We start from the raw sequence: 15,380 nt of genomic DNA on the forward strand, positions 1-15,380 counted from the left end.
CTGTTGCCTAATGCTCCACGGTTCAAGGGGTTGCGCTCGAGACAGATCCGCGTCATGCAGCGGCCTGCAGTTACCATAGGGGCCGTGCCTTACCTGTCGCCTGCCTCACGTGCAGCCCTCTCCCGCGTCGTTGATGGCGACAGTGCCGAAACGCCGCCGGATGCCCTCAGCCGGCTTCGCGACATCCGTTCACTTCTCAGAGAGCTGGAGAAAGACCCGGCAACCCTCACGGCGGTGCGCGAGGCCATCGACGGCGGCGCGTCGTGGGAAAGCGTCGCCGATGCGTCCGGCCTGAAACCGTCGGCAGCGAAATGGCGCTGGCTCGGCACTGACGAGGAGATCACCGAGCGTCACGAGGCGGGACGCAAGCGGGCAGCACGACCGAGCAGCGTGCCGACGGACCTTCCCGGATTGTCCGTGTCGGAGGCGGCCGCCCGCCTGGGAGTCACCGCGCAGGCCATCTACCTTCGGGTAAGCCGTGGTTCTCTTCGGGCTGAGACTGTTGAGCTGCCAGACGGACGCAAATACAAACGTGTGTTCCTCGATAACGACCAGGACGAGCAGCAGGTCGACGGAGCCGAGGACCAGGCGTAGCGGCCTGGCCCAGTACGCCTGGCTCCAATGGAGCAGGTTTCAGCTGCACGAGTTCAGCGGCACGAGTTCAGCCGCACAAGTTCAGCGGCACTGTCGCGAGAACCGTTCGTCCGCCGGGCGACTGGCGCGGAGCCATGTCGACGAGAGCGACCTGCGCCAGGTGGAGTTCCTGGCCGTCGACAACCCGCTTCTCACCCTTCACGGTGACGTGCGGGCGAAAGTCCGGCCTCGAGAAAGCAGGTTCGTCCGGTGTCGTCGCGAGCGGCCGCACAGCCGCAACCAGCCGGTCGCGGAGGGCGAACAGGCGTTCGTCGTCGGCAATGAGGGTGACGGGGATGTCGTGGCGGCGCCCGAAAAGGGCGTCCCCGGTGGCGCGAACGCTGAACGGTGTGAGGTCACCGACCGCGTCGGCGAGAGCGGTCGCGATCACGGCCGTCTCCGCCTCCGTTGCAAACGGGGGAACCACTGTGATGTGCAATGGCCACGAACTGACGAGGAAACTGTCGCCGGCCCGGAGCGGTTCCAAGGGAACGACCACCACCACGCGCGACATGTGCCGAGTCTACGGCCAGGGGAACGGGGCTTTAGAGCACCGAAAACTCGGTGTCGTTCCTCACGTGGATGTCTGCGCTGTCCACATCGGAGACGACCGCTGAACTCGGGCCGTGCTGAAGCCAGGCCATCATGGCGGCAACGGCGGACTCAGTTCCTTCGACCTCGGCCTCTACGCTGCCGTCGAGCCTGTTGCGCACCCAACCGGTGACACCGAGGCGCGCAGCTTCGGCTCTCGTCCAGTAGCGAAAGCCGACCCCCTGCACACTGCCGTGCACGATGACATGTTTGCGAATCACCCTCCCATTCTCACGCCGGGTGTGTCGATTACCAGAGGCCCCACGGGTTTGTGACGACGGGCCCTCCCCGGAATCCATCTCGGTGTGCGCGAGCAGCGAGGGTCGTTCGGACCCGCTGCTCGAGTGTCGTTAGGTTTCGCGTAAGCGCCGTTTGGATTCCGTTAGGACGCCGCAAAGGCCCTGAACCCCGGGTGTCTAATCAGATGTCGCACCCGAGCCCGGGTGACCGCATGCCCGTCGGCATCGCGCGAGAAATCCCCTGAAGGAACCGAAATTGCTTGACATCGTCTACGTGCTCGGCAGCATTGCCGTGTTCGTGCTGGTCGGCCTTGCCGCCAAGGGGGTTGAGAAGCTGTGATGTTCTTCTCCCTCCTGGCCGCTGGCCTGGGAATCGCCGCCATCGTCTATCTCGTGTACGCACTCGTAAAACCGGAGCGGTTCTAGGATGGCCGGTCTCTTCGCGATCCTTCAGGTCGCTTCCCTTGCCCTCATCCTCGCTCTCCTGTATCGCCCGCTCGGCGACTACATGGCGCACCTCTATACCTCGACGAAGAACCTCAGGATCGAGCGCGGCTTCTACCGGCTCATCGGAGTGGACGCCTCGGTCGAACAGACCTGGCAGGCCTACGTGCGCGGCGTGCTCTGGTTCTCCGGCATCGGTGTTCTCCTGGTCTATCTCCTGCAGCGTTTCCAGACCGTGCTGCCGTACTCTCTCGGGCTCCCGGCTGTGCCAGAGGGCCTGTCGTTCAACACCGCGGCATCGTTCGTCGGTAACACCAACTGGCAGTCGTACTCGCCCGAGGTGACCGTCGGCTACACAGTGCAGATCGCTGGTCTAGCCGTGCAGAACTTCGTTTCAGCTGCCGTCGGAATTGCGGTTGCCATCGCGCTGGTCCGCGGTTTCGCGCGGAGTCGTTCCGGCACCATCGGCAACTTCTGGGTCGACATGACACGCGGAACCCTCCGGTTGTTGCTGCCACTCTCCGTGCTCAGCGCAATAGTGCTGATCGCGAGCGGAGTCATCCAGAACTTCAACGGGTTCACTGAAATCTCCACACTGTCCGGTGGCGTGCAGAGCCTGCCGGGTGGCCCCGTTGCCTCGCAGGAGGCCATCAAGAACCTCGGCACGAACGGTGGTGGCTTCTTCAACGCGAACGCCGCGCACCCGTTCGAGAACCCGTCGGCGTGGACAAGCCTCTTCCAGAACGTGTTGATGCTCGCCATCCCGTTCGCGCTGCCACGCACCTTCGGCCGCATGGTCGGAGACCGCCGTCAGGGCTCTGCGATCCTCGCGGTCATGGCGACGTTCTACATCGCATCACTCACCATCCTCTCGCTCGTCGAGCGCGCCGGCCTCGGTACGGCGCCACAGCTGGCCGGAGGTGCGATGGAGGGCAAGGAGCAGCGCTTCGGAATCTTCGCCTCGACCCTCTTCGGCTCGACGAGCACGCTCACCTCGACCGGTGCCGTGAACTCGATGCACGACTCATACACGGCTCTCGGCGGCATGATGCCGATGCTCAACATGATGCTCGGAGAAGTTGCGCCAGGTGGGGTCGGCTCTGGGCTCTACGGCATGCTGATTCTCGCGATCATCGCCGTGTTCGTTGCCGGACTGCTCGTCGGCCGCACTCCGGAGTACCTGGGCAAGAAGATCGGGCCGAAGGAGATCAAGCTCGCGAGCCTCTACATCCTGGTCATGCCTACCCTCGTTCTCGGTGGCACGGCCCTGAGCTTCGCGATCCCCGCCATCCGTTCTGACGTTGAGTCGACGTCGATCTGGAACCCGGGCAACCACGGCCTCTCCGAGGTGATCTACGCGTTCGCCTCTGCCGCGAATAACAACGGTTCGGCATTCGCGGGACTGACAGCGAACACTCCGTGGTTCAACACAGCCCTCGGCGTCACGATCCTCCTCGGGCGGTTCCTGCCGATGGTCTTCGTTCTCGCGCTCGCCGGTTCGCTCGCGGCACAGGACAAGGTTCCGGCAACAGCGGGAACCATGCCAACCCACCGGCCGCTCTTTGTCGGTCTTCTCACCGGTGTGACGGTCATCGTGACCGCACTCACCTTCTTCCCCGTGCTCACACTGGGACCCCTCGCAGAAGGGCTGCTGTAAACCATGTCCACACTCACCGCACCGTCATCGTCCCGGAACGCTCCCGAGCAGAAACCGGCGGAAGAACCCAAGGCGGCGTTCGGGCCCGCCGCCCTCCTCGACGCCGTTCCCGGCGCATTCCGTAAGCTCGACCCGCGAATCATGTGGCGCAACCCCGTCATGTTCATCGTCGAGGTCGGAGCCGTTCTCACCACGGCGATCGCGATCGCTGAACCGTTCCTCGGCGGACCGGAAGCGTCGGGCGGATCCGCGATCCCCTCGACGTTCACCTGGGGTATCGCCGTCTGGCTGTGGCTGACCGTTCTCTTCGCGAACCTCGCGGAGTCGGTTGCCGAGGGGCGCGGTAAGGCTCAGGCCGACAGCCTGCGAAAGACCAGGACAAGTACGACCGCCCACCGCGTTGTCGACTATGACGAGGCGGGGGACCCCTCCGCCTCAGGGGCGGTCCCCGACGAGGTCTCGTCGGCCGATCTGACCCTCGGGGACGTCGTCGTCGTCAGCGCCGGTGAACTCGTACCGGGAGACGGTGACATCATCTGGGGCATTGCCTCAATCGATGAGTCAGCCATTACCGGCGAATCAGCGCCGGTGGTCCGCGAATCGGGGGGCGACCGAAGCGCCGTCACCGGCGGCACCCGGGTGCTGTCCGACCGCATCGTAATCCGGATCACGTCCAAGCCGGGCGAGACCTTCGTCGATCGCATGATCGGGCTGGTCGAGGGTGCGGCACGGCAGAAGACGCCCAACGAGATAGCGCTGAATGTGCTGCTGTCGAGTCTCTCCATCATCTTCGTTGTCGTCACCCTCACCCTCAACCCGATTGCGTCGTCGGTGTCGGCCGAGGTGAGCGTTCCGGTGCTCATCGCGCTTCTCGTGTGCCTCATCCCGACAACCATCGGCGCCCTGCTGTCCGCGATCGGCATCGCCGGAATGGACAGGCTCGTGCAGCACAACGTGCTGGCGATGTCGGGCCGAGCCGTTGAGGCCGCCGGAGACGTGACGACCCTGCTGCTCGACAAGACAGGAACGATCACGTACGGAAACCGACAGGCATCCGAGTTCGTGAGGCTTGCCGGAATCGACGAGCAGGAGCTCGTTCGGGCTGCCGCGCTGTCGTCGCTCGCCGACCCGACGCCGGAGGGCAAGTCGATCGTCGACCTCGCCAACGAGCAGGGTGTCCACGTCGGTGACTTTGCCGTCGGTGACGTCGTGCCGTTCACCGCGCAGACCAGGATGTCCGGAATCGACCAGCCGGACGGCACCCAGATCCGGAAGGGCGCGAGCTCTGCGGTGATTGCCTGGATCGAGCAGGACAAGCGTGCCGCGAGTTCCATACTCGCGGACCTGGACGAGCAGGTGGAGCGGATCTCCTCATCGGGCGGAACCCCCCTCGTCGTTGCCGCGAAGTCGCCGGAGGAAGGCGCCAGGATCCTGGGTGTGGTTCACCTGAAGGACGTCGTCAAGGACGGACTGGCCGAGCGTTTCGCTGAGCTGCGGGCCATGGGTATCCGCACGGTGATGATCACGGGCGACAACCCGCTGACGGCGAAGGCGATCGCCGCGGAGGCCGGAGTCGATGACTTCCTGGCTGAAGCCACACCCGAAGACAAGATGGAGCTCATCAAGAAGGAGCAGGCGGGCGGCAACCTCGTCGCCATGACCGGTGACGGCACCAATGACGCCCCGGCGCTGGCACAGGCCGACGTCGGAGTCGCGATGAACACGGGCACATCAGCGGCGAAGGAGGCGGGCAACATGGTTGACCTCGACTCCGACCCGACCAAGCTCATCGACATCGTGGCGATCGGCAAGCAACTGCTGATCACGCGTGGAGCGCTCACCACGTTCTCCATCGCCAACGACGTGGCGAAGTACTTCGCGATTATCCCCGCGATGTTCGCCGGGGTCTTCCCCGGTCTGGCCGTGCTCAACATCATGGGGTTGCACTCGCCGGCATCCGCTGTGCTGTCCGCGATCATCTTCAACGCTGTCGTCATCATCGTGCTGATTCCGCTCGCCCTCCGCGGAGTGAAGTACCGCCCCTTGAGCGCCTCACGGGTGCTGTCGAGGAACCTGCTGATCTACGGCGTCGGCGGCGTCATCGCTCCCTTTATCGGAATCAAGCTCATCGACCTCGTCGTCAGCCTGATCCCCGGATTCTGATTTACCTCCTGAGAGAGAAGAAAAAACAATGAGTACCTCACGCAGCACCCTGCGAACAGCAGGGGTAGCGCTCCGGGCGATGGCGGTCCTCACCGTCGCCCTCGGCCTCGCCTATCCGCTCGCGATCACCGGTATCGGGCAGATCGCCTTCCCCGGCCAGGCGAACGGCTCCACTCTTGAAGCGAACGGGACAACCGTCGGCTCGGCCCTCATCGGCCAGTCCTTCAGCGACGCCGAAGGCGACCCTCTGCCCGAGTGGTTCCAGCCGCGGCCGTCAGCAGCCGGTGACGGCTACGACGCTGGCGCCTCGAGCGGCTCCAATCTGGGCCCGGAGAACCCCGACCTGATTGCGGCAATCGAAGAGCGCAGGGACCAGGTCGCCGCGTTCAACGGGGTCGATCCCGGAGAGGTCCCTGTCGATGCCCTCACCACGTCGGCCTCCGGTCTCGATCCCCACATCAGCCCCGAATACGCCCGTCTCCAGGTGGCACGGGTAGCGGCTGAACGACGTTTGTCAGAGGATGATGTCGCAGCTCTGGTTGAGGATAGCGTCCAGAATAGGGATGTCGGTTTTCTGGGCGAGCCGACCGTGAACGTGCTCGAGTTGAATATCGCCCTCCAGGGCCTGAAGGGCTGAGGATGAAGCGAGGGCGGCTGAGGGTGCTGCTCGGCGCCGCTCCCGGTGTCGGAAAGACCTTCACCATGCTCGAAGAAGGCAAACGCCTTCGCGATGAAGGCAGCGATGTGGTCGTCGCGATCGTGGAAACCCACGGTCGCGCGGCCACAGCAGCGATGGTCGAAGGCCTCGAGGTCATCCCGCGCATGGCCGTCTCGCACCGCGGTGTGGAACTGACCGAGCTTGACCTCGACGCCGTGATTTCCCGGCATCCGGATGTCGCCCTCGTGGACGAACTAGCCCACACCAATGCTCCCGGATCCGCGAACGAGAAGAGATGGCAGGACGTCGACGCCCTGCTCGACGCCGGGATCGACGTCATTTCGACGGTCAATATCCAGCACATCGAGTCGCTCAACGACGTGGTTCACCAGATCACCGGTGTGCCCCAACGCGAAACGGTTCCCGACAAGGTGTTGCGAGCGGCCGAGCAGATCGAGGTCGTCGACCTGGCCCCGCAGGCGCTCAGGGATCGGCTGTCGGCGGGCCGGGTGTATCCGGCAGAGCGGATCGACGCCGCGTTGTCGAATTACTTCAGGCTCGGAAACCTCACGGCTCTCCGCGAACTGGCGCTGCTCTGGCTGGCTGATGAGGTCGACAGTGCGCTCCGCAATTACCGCGCTGAGCACGGGATCGACGCGAAATGGGAGGCGAGGGAGCGGGTCGTCATCGCGCTGACCGGTGGCCTTGAGGGAGAGACCCTCATCCGCCGCGGTGCCCGGATCGCCGCCAGATCCTCTGGAGGAGAGCTCCTCGCCGTGCACGTCACGGGCCAGGACGGGCTTCGGAGCGCACACCCCGAAGCCCTCGCCGAGCAACGAGCCCTCGTCGAGAAGCTCGGCGGCAGTTACCACCAGGTCGTCGGTGACGACATTCCCCGTGCGCTCGTTGAGTTCGCGCGAGGAGCGAACGCGACTCAACTCGTCATCGGGGTGAGCCGCAGGAACCGCGTCGCGGCGGCCATCAGCGGCCCCGGAATCGGCGCAACGGTGATTCGCGAGTCCGGTGACATCGACGTGCACATCGTCACGCACTCCGCAGCGGGAGGAGGGAAATTCTCGCTCCCGCGGCTGGGCGGGGCGCTCACCATGAAGCGGCGCATCGCCGGGTTCCTCCTCGCTCTCGGCGCCGGTCCACTCCTCACCTGGCTGCTCGTCTCGCTCCGCAACCCTGACTCGTTCTCGAGCGACGTGCTTGCCTACCAGCTGCTCGTCGTCATCGTTGCGCTCGTGGGTGGAATCTGGCCCGCACTGTTCGCCGCCTTCCTCTCGGGACTCACCCTCAATTTCTTCTTCGTCGAGCCGGTGCGCACGATCACGGTCAACGAACCCATCCAGCTCGTGACGCTCGCGCTCTACGTTCTCAATGCGACGCTTGTCAGCTACGTCGTCGACCAGGCCGCGCGTCGGACACGAGCCGCCAGGCGCGCCGCAGCAGAAGCGGAACTTCTCGCAACTGTCGCGGGGAGTGTGCTCCGCGGGCAGAGCGCGCTCCAGGCGTTGATCAGCCGGACGAGGGAGGCGTTCTCCCTGACCGGAGTGCGCCTCGTGGTCGACGGGCAGGTACTGGTTCGTGATGGCGAGCCGACCCCTGACGAGAAATTCACCGCGGTGCCCGTTGGCGATCGGGCAACGCTTGAGCTCCACGGAGGCGACCTGCAGGCATCCGAACGTCGTCTTCTCGCCGTGATCGCCGCTCAGGTCAACGCGGCACTCGAACACTCCGACCTCACGGCAACGGCTCGCGAGGTCGGTCCGCTTGCCGAGACCGACCGGGTACGGAGCGCGCTGCTGTCCGCGGTCAGTCACGATCTTCGGCGCCCGCTCGCCGCGGCAACAGCTGCGGTGAGCGGATTGCGGGCGACCGATGTTTCCTGGTCGCCCGACGATCGAGAGGAGCTCCTCGCTACCGCGGAGGAAAGCCTCGGCACCCTCTCATCGCTCGTCACTACTCTCCTCGATGTGAGCCGGGTGCAAGCCGGCGTGCTCGGGGTGTCACTGAGTCGAGTCGCCGCAGACGACGTCATCCTTCCCGCGCTTGACGAGCTTCACCTGGGACCGCGCGACGTCGAAATCGCCCTGGAACACGGGCTGCCAGACATCATCGCCGACCCCGGGCTGCTGCAGAGGGTGGTCGTCAACATCCTCGCGAACGCGACCCGCTTCGCCCCGCCAGGAACCCGGGTGCGGGTCGCGGGGAGCAGCTTCGGCGGCACCGTCGAGATCCGCATCATCGATCACGGCCCCGGCATCGCCCCCGAACGTCGCGACGACGTCTTTATGGCGTTTCAGCGTCTTGGTGACACCGACAACCTCACGGGACTCGGCCTCGGGCTCGCGCTGTCCAAGGGATTCACCGAGGGGATGGGCGGAACTCTCGAGGTGGAGGACACCCCCGGCGGTGGACTGACCATGGTGATCGCTCTCCCCATTGCCGAGCACGTTCCGGCCGAGACCGGATTCGTTAGCACCCCGCCCGCTCCGAACGACCAGGAATGACCGACATGAAGATTCTCATCGCGGACGACGACCCGCAGATCCTCCGCGCGCTTCGGGTCACCCTGCGGGCACGGGGGTATGACATCGTCACCGCCGCGACCGGAGTGGAAGCGATCAACGCGGCGATCGAGCACCGCCCCGACATTTTCATGCTCGATCTCGGGATGCCGGAGCTCGACGGCATCGAGGTGATCCAGGCGCTGCGCGGGTGGACCCAGGCGCCGATCCTTGTTGTCTCAGGTCGCACGGGCGCAACCGACAAGGTCGAGGCATTGGATGCCGGTGCCGATGACTACGTCACCAAGCCCTTCTCCATCGATGAACTCCTCGCCCGGATCCGGGCCCTCACCCGGCGGGTGCCGTCACAGGAATCCGTTCCGGTGACGCGGATCGCCGATATCACCATCGACCTCGCAGCGCGCAGTGTCACCCGCTCCCTCGCCTCCGGGACCGAGTCGGTACGACTCACGCCCACCGAATGGCAGGTACTTGAGCTTCTCGTCCGGAATCCGGGAAAACTGGTCACTCGTCAGAGTCTCCTCAGCGACATCTGGGGATCTGAGCACATCACCGACACCGGGTACCTGCGGTTGTATATCGCCCAGTTGCGCAAGAAGATCGAGCCGGATCCGTCCAGGCCGCGATTTTTGCTCACTGAACCCGGCATGGGCTACAGGTTCCAGACGGATGACGCGGCATCCGGGCCTGCTCCGGCGTCAACGATGACAGCGCCAACAGCTGAAACCTAGGGGGCAACCCCAGTGGGTTGAACGCGCAGGACCGCCAGAATTACGGATGCCCGGCGTACCTCCGTACCCGACGGATTCGGGCATCGAGGGGACGACCAGTGAATGACCGACTTTCCTCGGCGGTATCAGAGTCAGGGCGCCAGGCAGCTGCAGGCGCCGTACCAGCCGTCGAGCCCATACTCCGCCTCGGAATTGTGCTTCGTCGCGTAATGATCATCACTCTCATGCTGCTGCTCATCGGGCCAACCCTGTGGACGGCGGTGACCGGTCAACGCACCCTCAGGATTGAGGGAGCCCTGAGCGACGCCGCCAGCAGCATCGCCATCGTCGGTCCGGCCGCCGGCGCGCCGGCCGTGGGGGAGACGGTGGTCGTTCGCACGTCGACGACACCGCTCTCGGTGGCCGTCGGGCGCGTGGCTGAGGTGGACGACGGCACTGTCGCGCTCCGCGACATCGTCAGTCCGGCCGCGTGGACGGCATCCGTAACCGATCTGAGTGGATCGGTACTCGCCATCTTCGACGGACCGGTGGCCGCATTCCTGGCTGGCCTCCCGCCGACGATGGCGAGTACCGGGATCATTCTCCTGATTGTCGGGCTCGTCGCCCTCCCCCTGCGGCATCGCGACCCGGACGACGCTGGCGCCGTGCCGCTCCCGTTCGCCCGGCACCACAAGGACATCACAGAGTTCGGTCGCACCTAGGATTGATGATCCTCTGAGCGCGGGAGCGGCGTCGCGCTCTCCTCGTCAGGTCAATCCTGAACGGGCACGGTCTCGTCGACGGCATCGGTTCCGGCGTAGGTGCCGGACTGGCCGGACGGCTTCGAACCGCCGTGGTCGTTTGCTCCGTCCACTGAGTCGTCGGAGCTGGCGCCGTCGGCAGAGGCTGCGCCGTCGGAGCCCGTCCCGTCAGCCGGCGGGGTTTCGAGCGACGAGTGGTCAGCCGCGTCAGCGTTCTTGGCTTCTTCGTAGTTGCCGTCGCGCTGCCCCTGGTCGGGGAGCTCAGGGAGCGTGTCGTTTCCGCTTTCGGTGGGGTGCTGGTCGGTCATGCGGGGGTCCTTTCATTGACGGATGCCCCGAGGCTACCCACCGGCGGCACAAAGCGCACAGCTCTTCCACTGTCGCCTCATTGGGTGTACATTCCCGCGCTCTGCGGCTCGCCCTCGCGGGTCAGAGTCGTCCTGTCAGGTTGTTGCGGAAGCTCGTCGATCGGTCGTCGAGCCCGACGAACTGCACGGTCGCGCCGTGCGCCCTGTACTTGGATTCGATCGAGTCGAGGACCGCGACTGTCGACGCGTCCCAGATCTGCGACGCGCTGAAATCGACGATCACCTCGGCCGGGTCCTGGCCGTACGAGAACTGCTCGACGAGGTCATTGCTCGATCCGAAGAAGAGCGGACCGTTCACGGCATAACGCACACTCGAGCCGTCCTCTGAGACGGTCCTCGAGACGCGAACGACGTGCGCCACCCGGCGCGCGAACAGCACGATGGCGAGGACAGCGCCCGCGGCAACGCCGACGGCCAGGTTGTGCGTGACGACAACGACGAGAACCGTCGTGAGCATCACGACAGTCTCGGGAACCGGCATCCGCCTGAGCGTCGACGGCGAGACGCTGTGCCAGTTCACCGTGGTGATGGCAACGATCATCATCACCGCGGCGAGGGCCACCATCGGGATCTGCTCCATCACGTCGCTGAGCACCGTCACGAGCAGAAGAAGCACAACGCCGGCAACGAAGGTCGAGATCCGCGTGCGTGCCCTGCCCAGCTTCACATTGACCACGGTCTGGCCGATCATGGCGCAGCCGGCAATGCCGCCGTAGAAGCCAGCCAGGATGTTCGCAATGCCGAGTGCCCAGGACTCGCGGTTCTTCGCTGACCGGGTCTCGGTGATGTCGTCGACGAGCTTGGCCGTGAGCAGCGTCTCCATGAGACCGACGAAGGCAACGCTGAGAGCCGTCGGGCCGATGATCGAGAGGGTCTCGAGGTTGAGCGGCACGAGAAGAGGCGTGATCCCGGGAAGGCCACCGGCAATGTCGCCCTCGTCGCCGACAGTGGGCACTGTGAGGTGGGCCACCATGGTGATCGCCGTCACGACGACGATCGCAACGAGCGGTGCCGGAATCACTGTCGTGATTTTCGGCAGGACCAGAACTATGACGACGGTCAGGACGAACAGTGGATACACCAGCCACGGCTGTCCGAGGAGGTGGGGCACCTGCGCGGTGAAGATCAGGATGCCGAGGGCGTTCACGAAACCGATCATCACGGAGCGGGGAATGAATCGCATCAAGCGGGCCAGCCCGGTAACGCCGAACAGCACCTGGATCAGTCCGGCGAGAATGACGGCGGGCAGCAGATACTCGACGCCGTGCTCCTTGACCAGCGGAGCGACGACAAGTGCGACGGCTCCCGCTGCCGCGGTGATCATCGCGGGCCGTCCGCCGAGGAACGACATCGAGATCGCGAGAACGACGGATGCCACGAGGCTGACCTTCGGATCCACGCCCGCGATCACGGAGAACGAGATCACCTCGGGAATGAGCGCCAGCGTCGTGACAATGCCGGCGAGTACTTCCACACTCAGGGCTTTGGGGTTCATGAGTGTGGCGAGAACCGTCGGGGCCAGGGGAGCGCCGGAGCGCGCCGGGGTAGCGGCTGATCGTGGTGAAGGCACCGGTCAACTGTATTCTCTCGCCCGGCGGCCCGTAGGCTCTGAGAATGCCCTCCTACCGAGTGACCATCAGCGTTGGCAGGCTGGCGCCAGGGGTTATGCCTGACTCAGTGCTCCCCGGAGCTGCTGCCGCTGCGGCTGAGCTCGTCGTTGTTGAAGCATCCGATCTCTCCGTCGTCGCCGGCTCTCCTCGGATCGTCGTTCGGTTTACCGCCGAGGATGCCAGTGAGGCGCTGAGGGTGGGCAGTCACGTGGCGGAGCAGACCGGGCTCATCGCTGAGGTTCTGAACTGGACGGTGACCGCTCGTGACCAGGGACGTTGGTACCTTGTGCGCTGACCGGTAACCCGCCAGAGTTCGGACCAGAAAGTTCGGCGCACTACACCGGTATGAGGGGTGGTGACATAATCCATTCCCGTTTACCGTTGGAGTCCCATGTCAGATGTGCGCCCCGAGCGAGCAAAATCACCGCCCCCACCGGTGCTTTTTGGGCGCGCCCGCCAGCTGGATGCGATAGTGCGAACAGCCTCGACGGTGGAGGGCGGAGCGAAGTTCGTCCTCATCGAGGGGGAGTCGGGATTCGGAAAGACGGCGCTTCTTCGGGCGGCTCTGGCTGTCCTTCCTGACTGGCCGCGGTACCACGCCGTGGCGGACGCCTATGAACGGGCTCTGCCGTACGGTGTCCTGAATCAGCTCCTCGCACCCTTCGACCAGTCCCTGCTTCCGCCTGTCCTGGCCGGCGGGGTCGAGCAGGACGTCTCGGCCCTGGTCGCGGGGGCCGCGCTTCTCGCGGTGGTGGATGCGAGCGAGGGAGCATCCATCATCACCATCGACGATACGCAGTGGGTCGACGAACAATCGGCGAGGGCGCTCTGGTTCGCCGCGCGGCGATCACTGTATGACCGACTGCTCTTTATCGTCGTCGCCCGCCCCGTTGCCACTGACCTCCTCAACCAGGTGAGGAGGTTCGCTCTCGATGGCGAATCCGGTATCCGCGTCGAGGTCGACGGGCTGTCGCCGGATCACGTGGTGGACTTCGTCCGGACGGTGCTCGGTGTGTCTGTGCCGCGCCGGACCGCCAAGCGGCTGGTCGCTGCCACCGATGGCAATCCGCTCCACATCCGGGCGATTCTGGACCGGGTGGCATCCGCCCCCGACGTGGCCGTCGAAATCGAACGCCGGCTCGGTGACGGAGCGCTCGCGCCCGCACCGGGCTTCGACACCATCACCAGGGAGGCAATGGACCGGATGCCGGAGGCCGCGCGCAGGGTCATACACCTCGTCGCAACGCTGGAGGGCCCGGTCAGCGCCAGCCTGCTGATGGCTGCAGCCGGCCGTCTGGGATCGCCGACCGTCACGATGGATGCAATTGACGACGCAATCCTCTCCGGCATGATCGATGCCGGGGAGGGGAGCGGGTCGCTCGAGTTGCGGATGCATCACCAGCGGGTCGGTGACGCTGTGCTTGCAGAGCTCCCGGAGAGGTCGCGGCAGGAACTGCACAGAGCGGCTGCCGAGGTTGTCGGAGGCGATCGAGGTCTCCGTCACCGGGTCAGGTCTGCGCCTGGCCCCGACGATTCACTCGCGAGAACACTCGATGAGGCGGCGGAAGAAGCCCTGCGGAACCATGAGGCGGCGAGGGCCGTACGTTACCTTCGCTGGGGTTCATCCGTGTCCAGCTCTTTGGCCGACCGGCACGAACGGCTCATCAGGGCAGGTATTTACGCCGTCACGACACAGCATTACAGCCTCCTGGTGCCGGCCATGCCTGAGTTCAGTAACCTCCCCGCAGGGCCGGAACGGGATCTTCTCCTCGGCAGCGCTCTCTACGCGATGGGAGACATCGCGCCCGCGAGGACGATGCTCTCCCGTGCAGCGCTGTGTCGCCCGGCAACCCTGCGAGAGAGAGCCATCGTGGCTCTCGCCAATGGCTCGATGGCATACCTGGAGATCGAAGCCCGCAGGTTCGAGGCCGTCTGCCAGGCGTGCGACGCTGTCCTCTCCGAGGTCGGGAGAACCCGTTCTGCCCTGCTGAACACTCCGGAGTCAATCGGCGGCGTCGACCTTGACGAGCTGGAAGGCATCGCGCTCACCTGGCGGACGCTCGCGAGGTGGCGGTCGGGTGCCGCGGAACCCGTCGATGAGGAGATCTCCGAGCACATCAGCCGGGGGGAGCAATCGGGTTTTGAGCCGCGCCACGCGCTGATGCTGGTCGTTCGCGGCGGAGTTCGCCGCCAGCAGGGTCGCCTCGATGACGCGATCCGCGACCTCGAGCTGGGGATCGAACTGACGGACGCGATAAACCCCGCACTCGCTCCCTTCGGGCGCATCGAGCTCGCCCTTGCCCAGTTCAGACGCGGGAACTGGGACGACGCGTCGACCGCCGCCGCTGTCGCTGTGTCACTTGCCGACGACTTCGGTGGTTCCTGGACATACGGGAGTTGCCAGGTCGTTGCCGCGCTCGTGCCAGCGGCGCGCGGTGAACTCGAAGCAGCGGAGATCCTCCTCCCCGACGCCGACCTGTCGCGATCCGCGGTCGACACGTCCCTCACCATGCTGGTTAGGGCTGTCGCCGCGCGGGCAAAGGGTGACCGCGCCGCTGTCGTGCGCATCGCCAGGCAGGCGCTCGCGACCGAGCACCCCCGCGCTCAGGTTGAGCGTGGCTGGTGGCTCGAGCTCCGCGACGAATCGGCGCTTCCCTCGCGTCCATCGGCGGCGACGAAGGACCCCCTGAGCGTGCTCAGCGGGCGGGAGCGCGAAGTCGCACGCCTTGCTGCCCAGGGACTCACGAACCGAGAGGTGGCCCAGCGCCTCTTCGTCACCGTCAAGGGTGTCGAGTACCACATGGGCAATGTTCTCGCGAAGCTCCATCTCACCTCGCGGCGCGGCATCCGGCACCTGATCGACGGGGAGGAGTTACCTCCGTCCGCCCAACCTGAGAGATCCCTGACTAGGGATGCCCCCTAGTGTGCGGCGTAGTCAGCTCGGACACACTATCTCTGTAGCTTCGCGTCCGTCGGTGTTCTCGTGGGGCAGCTTGAACACCGATGGCGCGT

The 15,380-nt window shown here is 65.4% G+C and carries 14 protein-coding genes; 10 read left to right on the forward strand and 4 right to left on the reverse strand.

The features are described from left to right. The first annotated feature begins 84 nt into the window (after window positions 1-84). Window positions 85-594 (forward strand): hypothetical protein, encoded by a 510-nt coding sequence (locus AC1C2N_RS07375; RefSeq protein WP_483406223.1) that lies wholly within the window; start codon window positions 85-87, stop codon window positions 592-594. A 67-nt stretch (window positions 595-661) separates the two neighbouring features. Here the strand turns inward: AC1C2N_RS07375 and AC1C2N_RS07380 are convergent, their stop codons facing one another. Beyond that, on the reverse strand, window positions 662-1,147 hold the full coding sequence (locus AC1C2N_RS07380) for a 2'-5' RNA ligase family protein (RefSeq protein ID WP_495433493.1): 486 nt from the start codon (window positions 1,145-1,147) through the stop codon (window positions 662-664). 31 nt (window positions 1,148-1,178) lie between these two features. Then, window positions 1,179-1,445 carry an acylphosphatase gene (locus tag AC1C2N_RS07385; protein ID WP_483406221.1) on the reverse strand — a complete coding sequence of 89 codons (267 nt, stop codon included), beginning with the start codon at window positions 1,443-1,445 and terminating at the stop codon, window positions 1,179-1,181. 357 nt (window positions 1,446-1,802) lie between these two features. Here AC1C2N_RS07385 and AC1C2N_RS07390 point away from each other — a divergent pair, with 357 nt between their 5' ends. From AC1C2N_RS07390 to AC1C2N_RS07420, 7 genes are all read left to right on the forward strand, one after another. Next, window positions 1,803-1,889 (forward strand): potassium-transporting ATPase subunit F, encoded by an 87-nt coding sequence (locus AC1C2N_RS07390; protein WP_033373121.1) that lies wholly within the window; start codon window positions 1,803-1,805, stop codon window positions 1,887-1,889. Window position 1,890: 1 nt separating this feature from the next. Further along, complete coding sequence (kdpA, locus tag AC1C2N_RS07395) at window positions 1,891-3,564, forward strand: potassium-transporting ATPase subunit KdpA (protein ID WP_495433494.1); 1,674 nt, start codon at window positions 1,891-1,893, stop codon at window positions 3,562-3,564. Between the two features lie 3 nt (window positions 3,565-3,567). Further along, window positions 3,568-5,727: a potassium-transporting ATPase subunit KdpB gene (gene kdpB, locus AC1C2N_RS07400; protein WP_495433495.1), complete on the forward strand. Its 2,160-nt coding sequence runs from the start codon at window positions 3,568-3,570 to the stop codon at window positions 5,725-5,727. Between the two features lie 28 nt (window positions 5,728-5,755). Then, window positions 5,756-6,364: a potassium-transporting ATPase subunit KdpC gene (gene kdpC, locus AC1C2N_RS07405; RefSeq protein ID WP_495433496.1), complete on the forward strand. Its 609-nt coding sequence runs from the start codon at window positions 5,756-5,758 to the stop codon at window positions 6,362-6,364. A gap of 2 nt (window positions 6,365-6,366) precedes the next feature. After that, window positions 6,367-8,901 (forward strand): sensor histidine kinase, encoded by a 2,535-nt coding sequence (locus AC1C2N_RS07410; RefSeq protein WP_495433497.1) that lies wholly within the window; start codon window positions 6,367-6,369, stop codon window positions 8,899-8,901. 5 nt (window positions 8,902-8,906) lie between these two features. Continuing rightward, window positions 8,907-9,650, forward strand: a complete 744-nt coding sequence (locus AC1C2N_RS07415) for a response regulator (RefSeq protein WP_495433498.1) — start codon at window positions 8,907-8,909, stop codon at window positions 9,648-9,650. 209 nt (window positions 9,651-9,859) lie between these two features. Then, window positions 9,860-10,351 (forward strand): hypothetical protein, encoded by a 492-nt coding sequence (locus AC1C2N_RS07420; RefSeq protein ID WP_495433499.1) that lies wholly within the window; start codon window positions 9,860-9,862, stop codon window positions 10,349-10,351. Window positions 10,352-10,401: 50 nt separating this feature from the next. On the opposite strand, the gene AC1C2N_RS07425 is transcribed toward AC1C2N_RS07420, so the two are convergent. After that, window positions 10,402-10,698: a hypothetical protein gene (locus tag AC1C2N_RS07425; protein ID WP_495433500.1), complete on the reverse strand. Its 297-nt coding sequence runs from the start codon at window positions 10,696-10,698 to the stop codon at window positions 10,402-10,404. Window positions 10,699-10,819: 121 nt separating this feature from the next. Continuing rightward, window positions 10,820-12,253, reverse strand: a complete 1,434-nt coding sequence (locus tag AC1C2N_RS07430) for a SulP family inorganic anion transporter (protein ID WP_495433738.1) — start codon at window positions 12,251-12,253, stop codon at window positions 10,820-10,822. A gap of 119 nt (window positions 12,254-12,372) precedes the next feature. Between AC1C2N_RS07430 and AC1C2N_RS07435 the strand changes: the two genes are divergently transcribed. Both AC1C2N_RS07435 and AC1C2N_RS07440 read left to right on the forward strand, forming a co-directional pair. Next, window positions 12,373-12,663, forward strand: a complete 291-nt coding sequence (locus tag AC1C2N_RS07435) for a hypothetical protein (RefSeq protein ID WP_495433502.1) — start codon at window positions 12,373-12,375, stop codon at window positions 12,661-12,663. A gap of 96 nt (window positions 12,664-12,759) precedes the next feature. Next, entirely contained in the window at window positions 12,760-15,291 is a 2,532-nt protein-coding gene (locus AC1C2N_RS07440) for a LuxR C-terminal-related transcriptional regulator (RefSeq protein WP_495433503.1), read from the forward strand. Window positions 15,292-15,380 lie beyond the last annotated feature (89 nt).

Source organism: Mycetocola sp. Y791 (genome assembly GCF_059445325.1).

Excerpts from the sequence above, each read along its gene's own strand:
- kdpB (WP_495433495.1), top strand. The coding sequence starts at position 3,568 with ATGTCCACACTCACCGCACCGTCATCGTCCCGGAACGCTCCCGAGCAG.
- AC1C2N_RS07380 (WP_495433493.1), bottom strand. The coding sequence starts at position 1,147 with ATGTCGCGCGTGGTGGTGGTCGTTCCCTTGGAACCGCTCCGGGCCGGC.
- AC1C2N_RS07410 (WP_495433497.1), top strand. The coding sequence starts at position 6,367 with ATGAAGCGAGGGCGGCTGAGGGTGCTGCTCGGCGCCGCTCCCGGTGTC.
- AC1C2N_RS07430 (WP_495433738.1), bottom strand. The coding sequence starts at position 12,253 with ATGAACCCCAAAGCCCTGAGTGTGGAAGTACTCGCCGGCATTGTCACG.
- AC1C2N_RS07440 (WP_495433503.1), top strand. The coding sequence starts at position 12,760 with ATGTCAGATGTGCGCCCCGAGCGAGCAAAATCACCGCCCCCACCGGTG.
- AC1C2N_RS07425 (WP_495433500.1), bottom strand. The coding sequence starts at position 10,698 with ATGACCGACCAGCACCCCACCGAAAGCGGAAACGACACGCTCCCTGAG.
- AC1C2N_RS07420 (WP_495433499.1), top strand. The coding sequence starts at position 9,860 with ATGATCATCACTCTCATGCTGCTGCTCATCGGGCCAACCCTGTGGACG.
- AC1C2N_RS07435 (WP_495433502.1), top strand. The coding sequence starts at position 12,373 with ATGCCCTCCTACCGAGTGACCATCAGCGTTGGCAGGCTGGCGCCAGGG.
- AC1C2N_RS07390 (WP_033373121.1), top strand. The coding sequence starts at position 1,803 with ATGTTCTTCTCCCTCCTGGCCGCTGGCCTGGGAATCGCCGCCATCGTC.
- AC1C2N_RS07415 (WP_495433498.1), top strand. The coding sequence starts at position 8,907 with ATGAAGATTCTCATCGCGGACGACGACCCGCAGATCCTCCGCGCGCTT.
- kdpC (WP_495433496.1), top strand. The coding sequence starts at position 5,756 with ATGAGTACCTCACGCAGCACCCTGCGAACAGCAGGGGTAGCGCTCCGG.
- kdpA (WP_495433494.1), top strand. The coding sequence starts at position 1,891 with ATGGCCGGTCTCTTCGCGATCCTTCAGGTCGCTTCCCTTGCCCTCATC.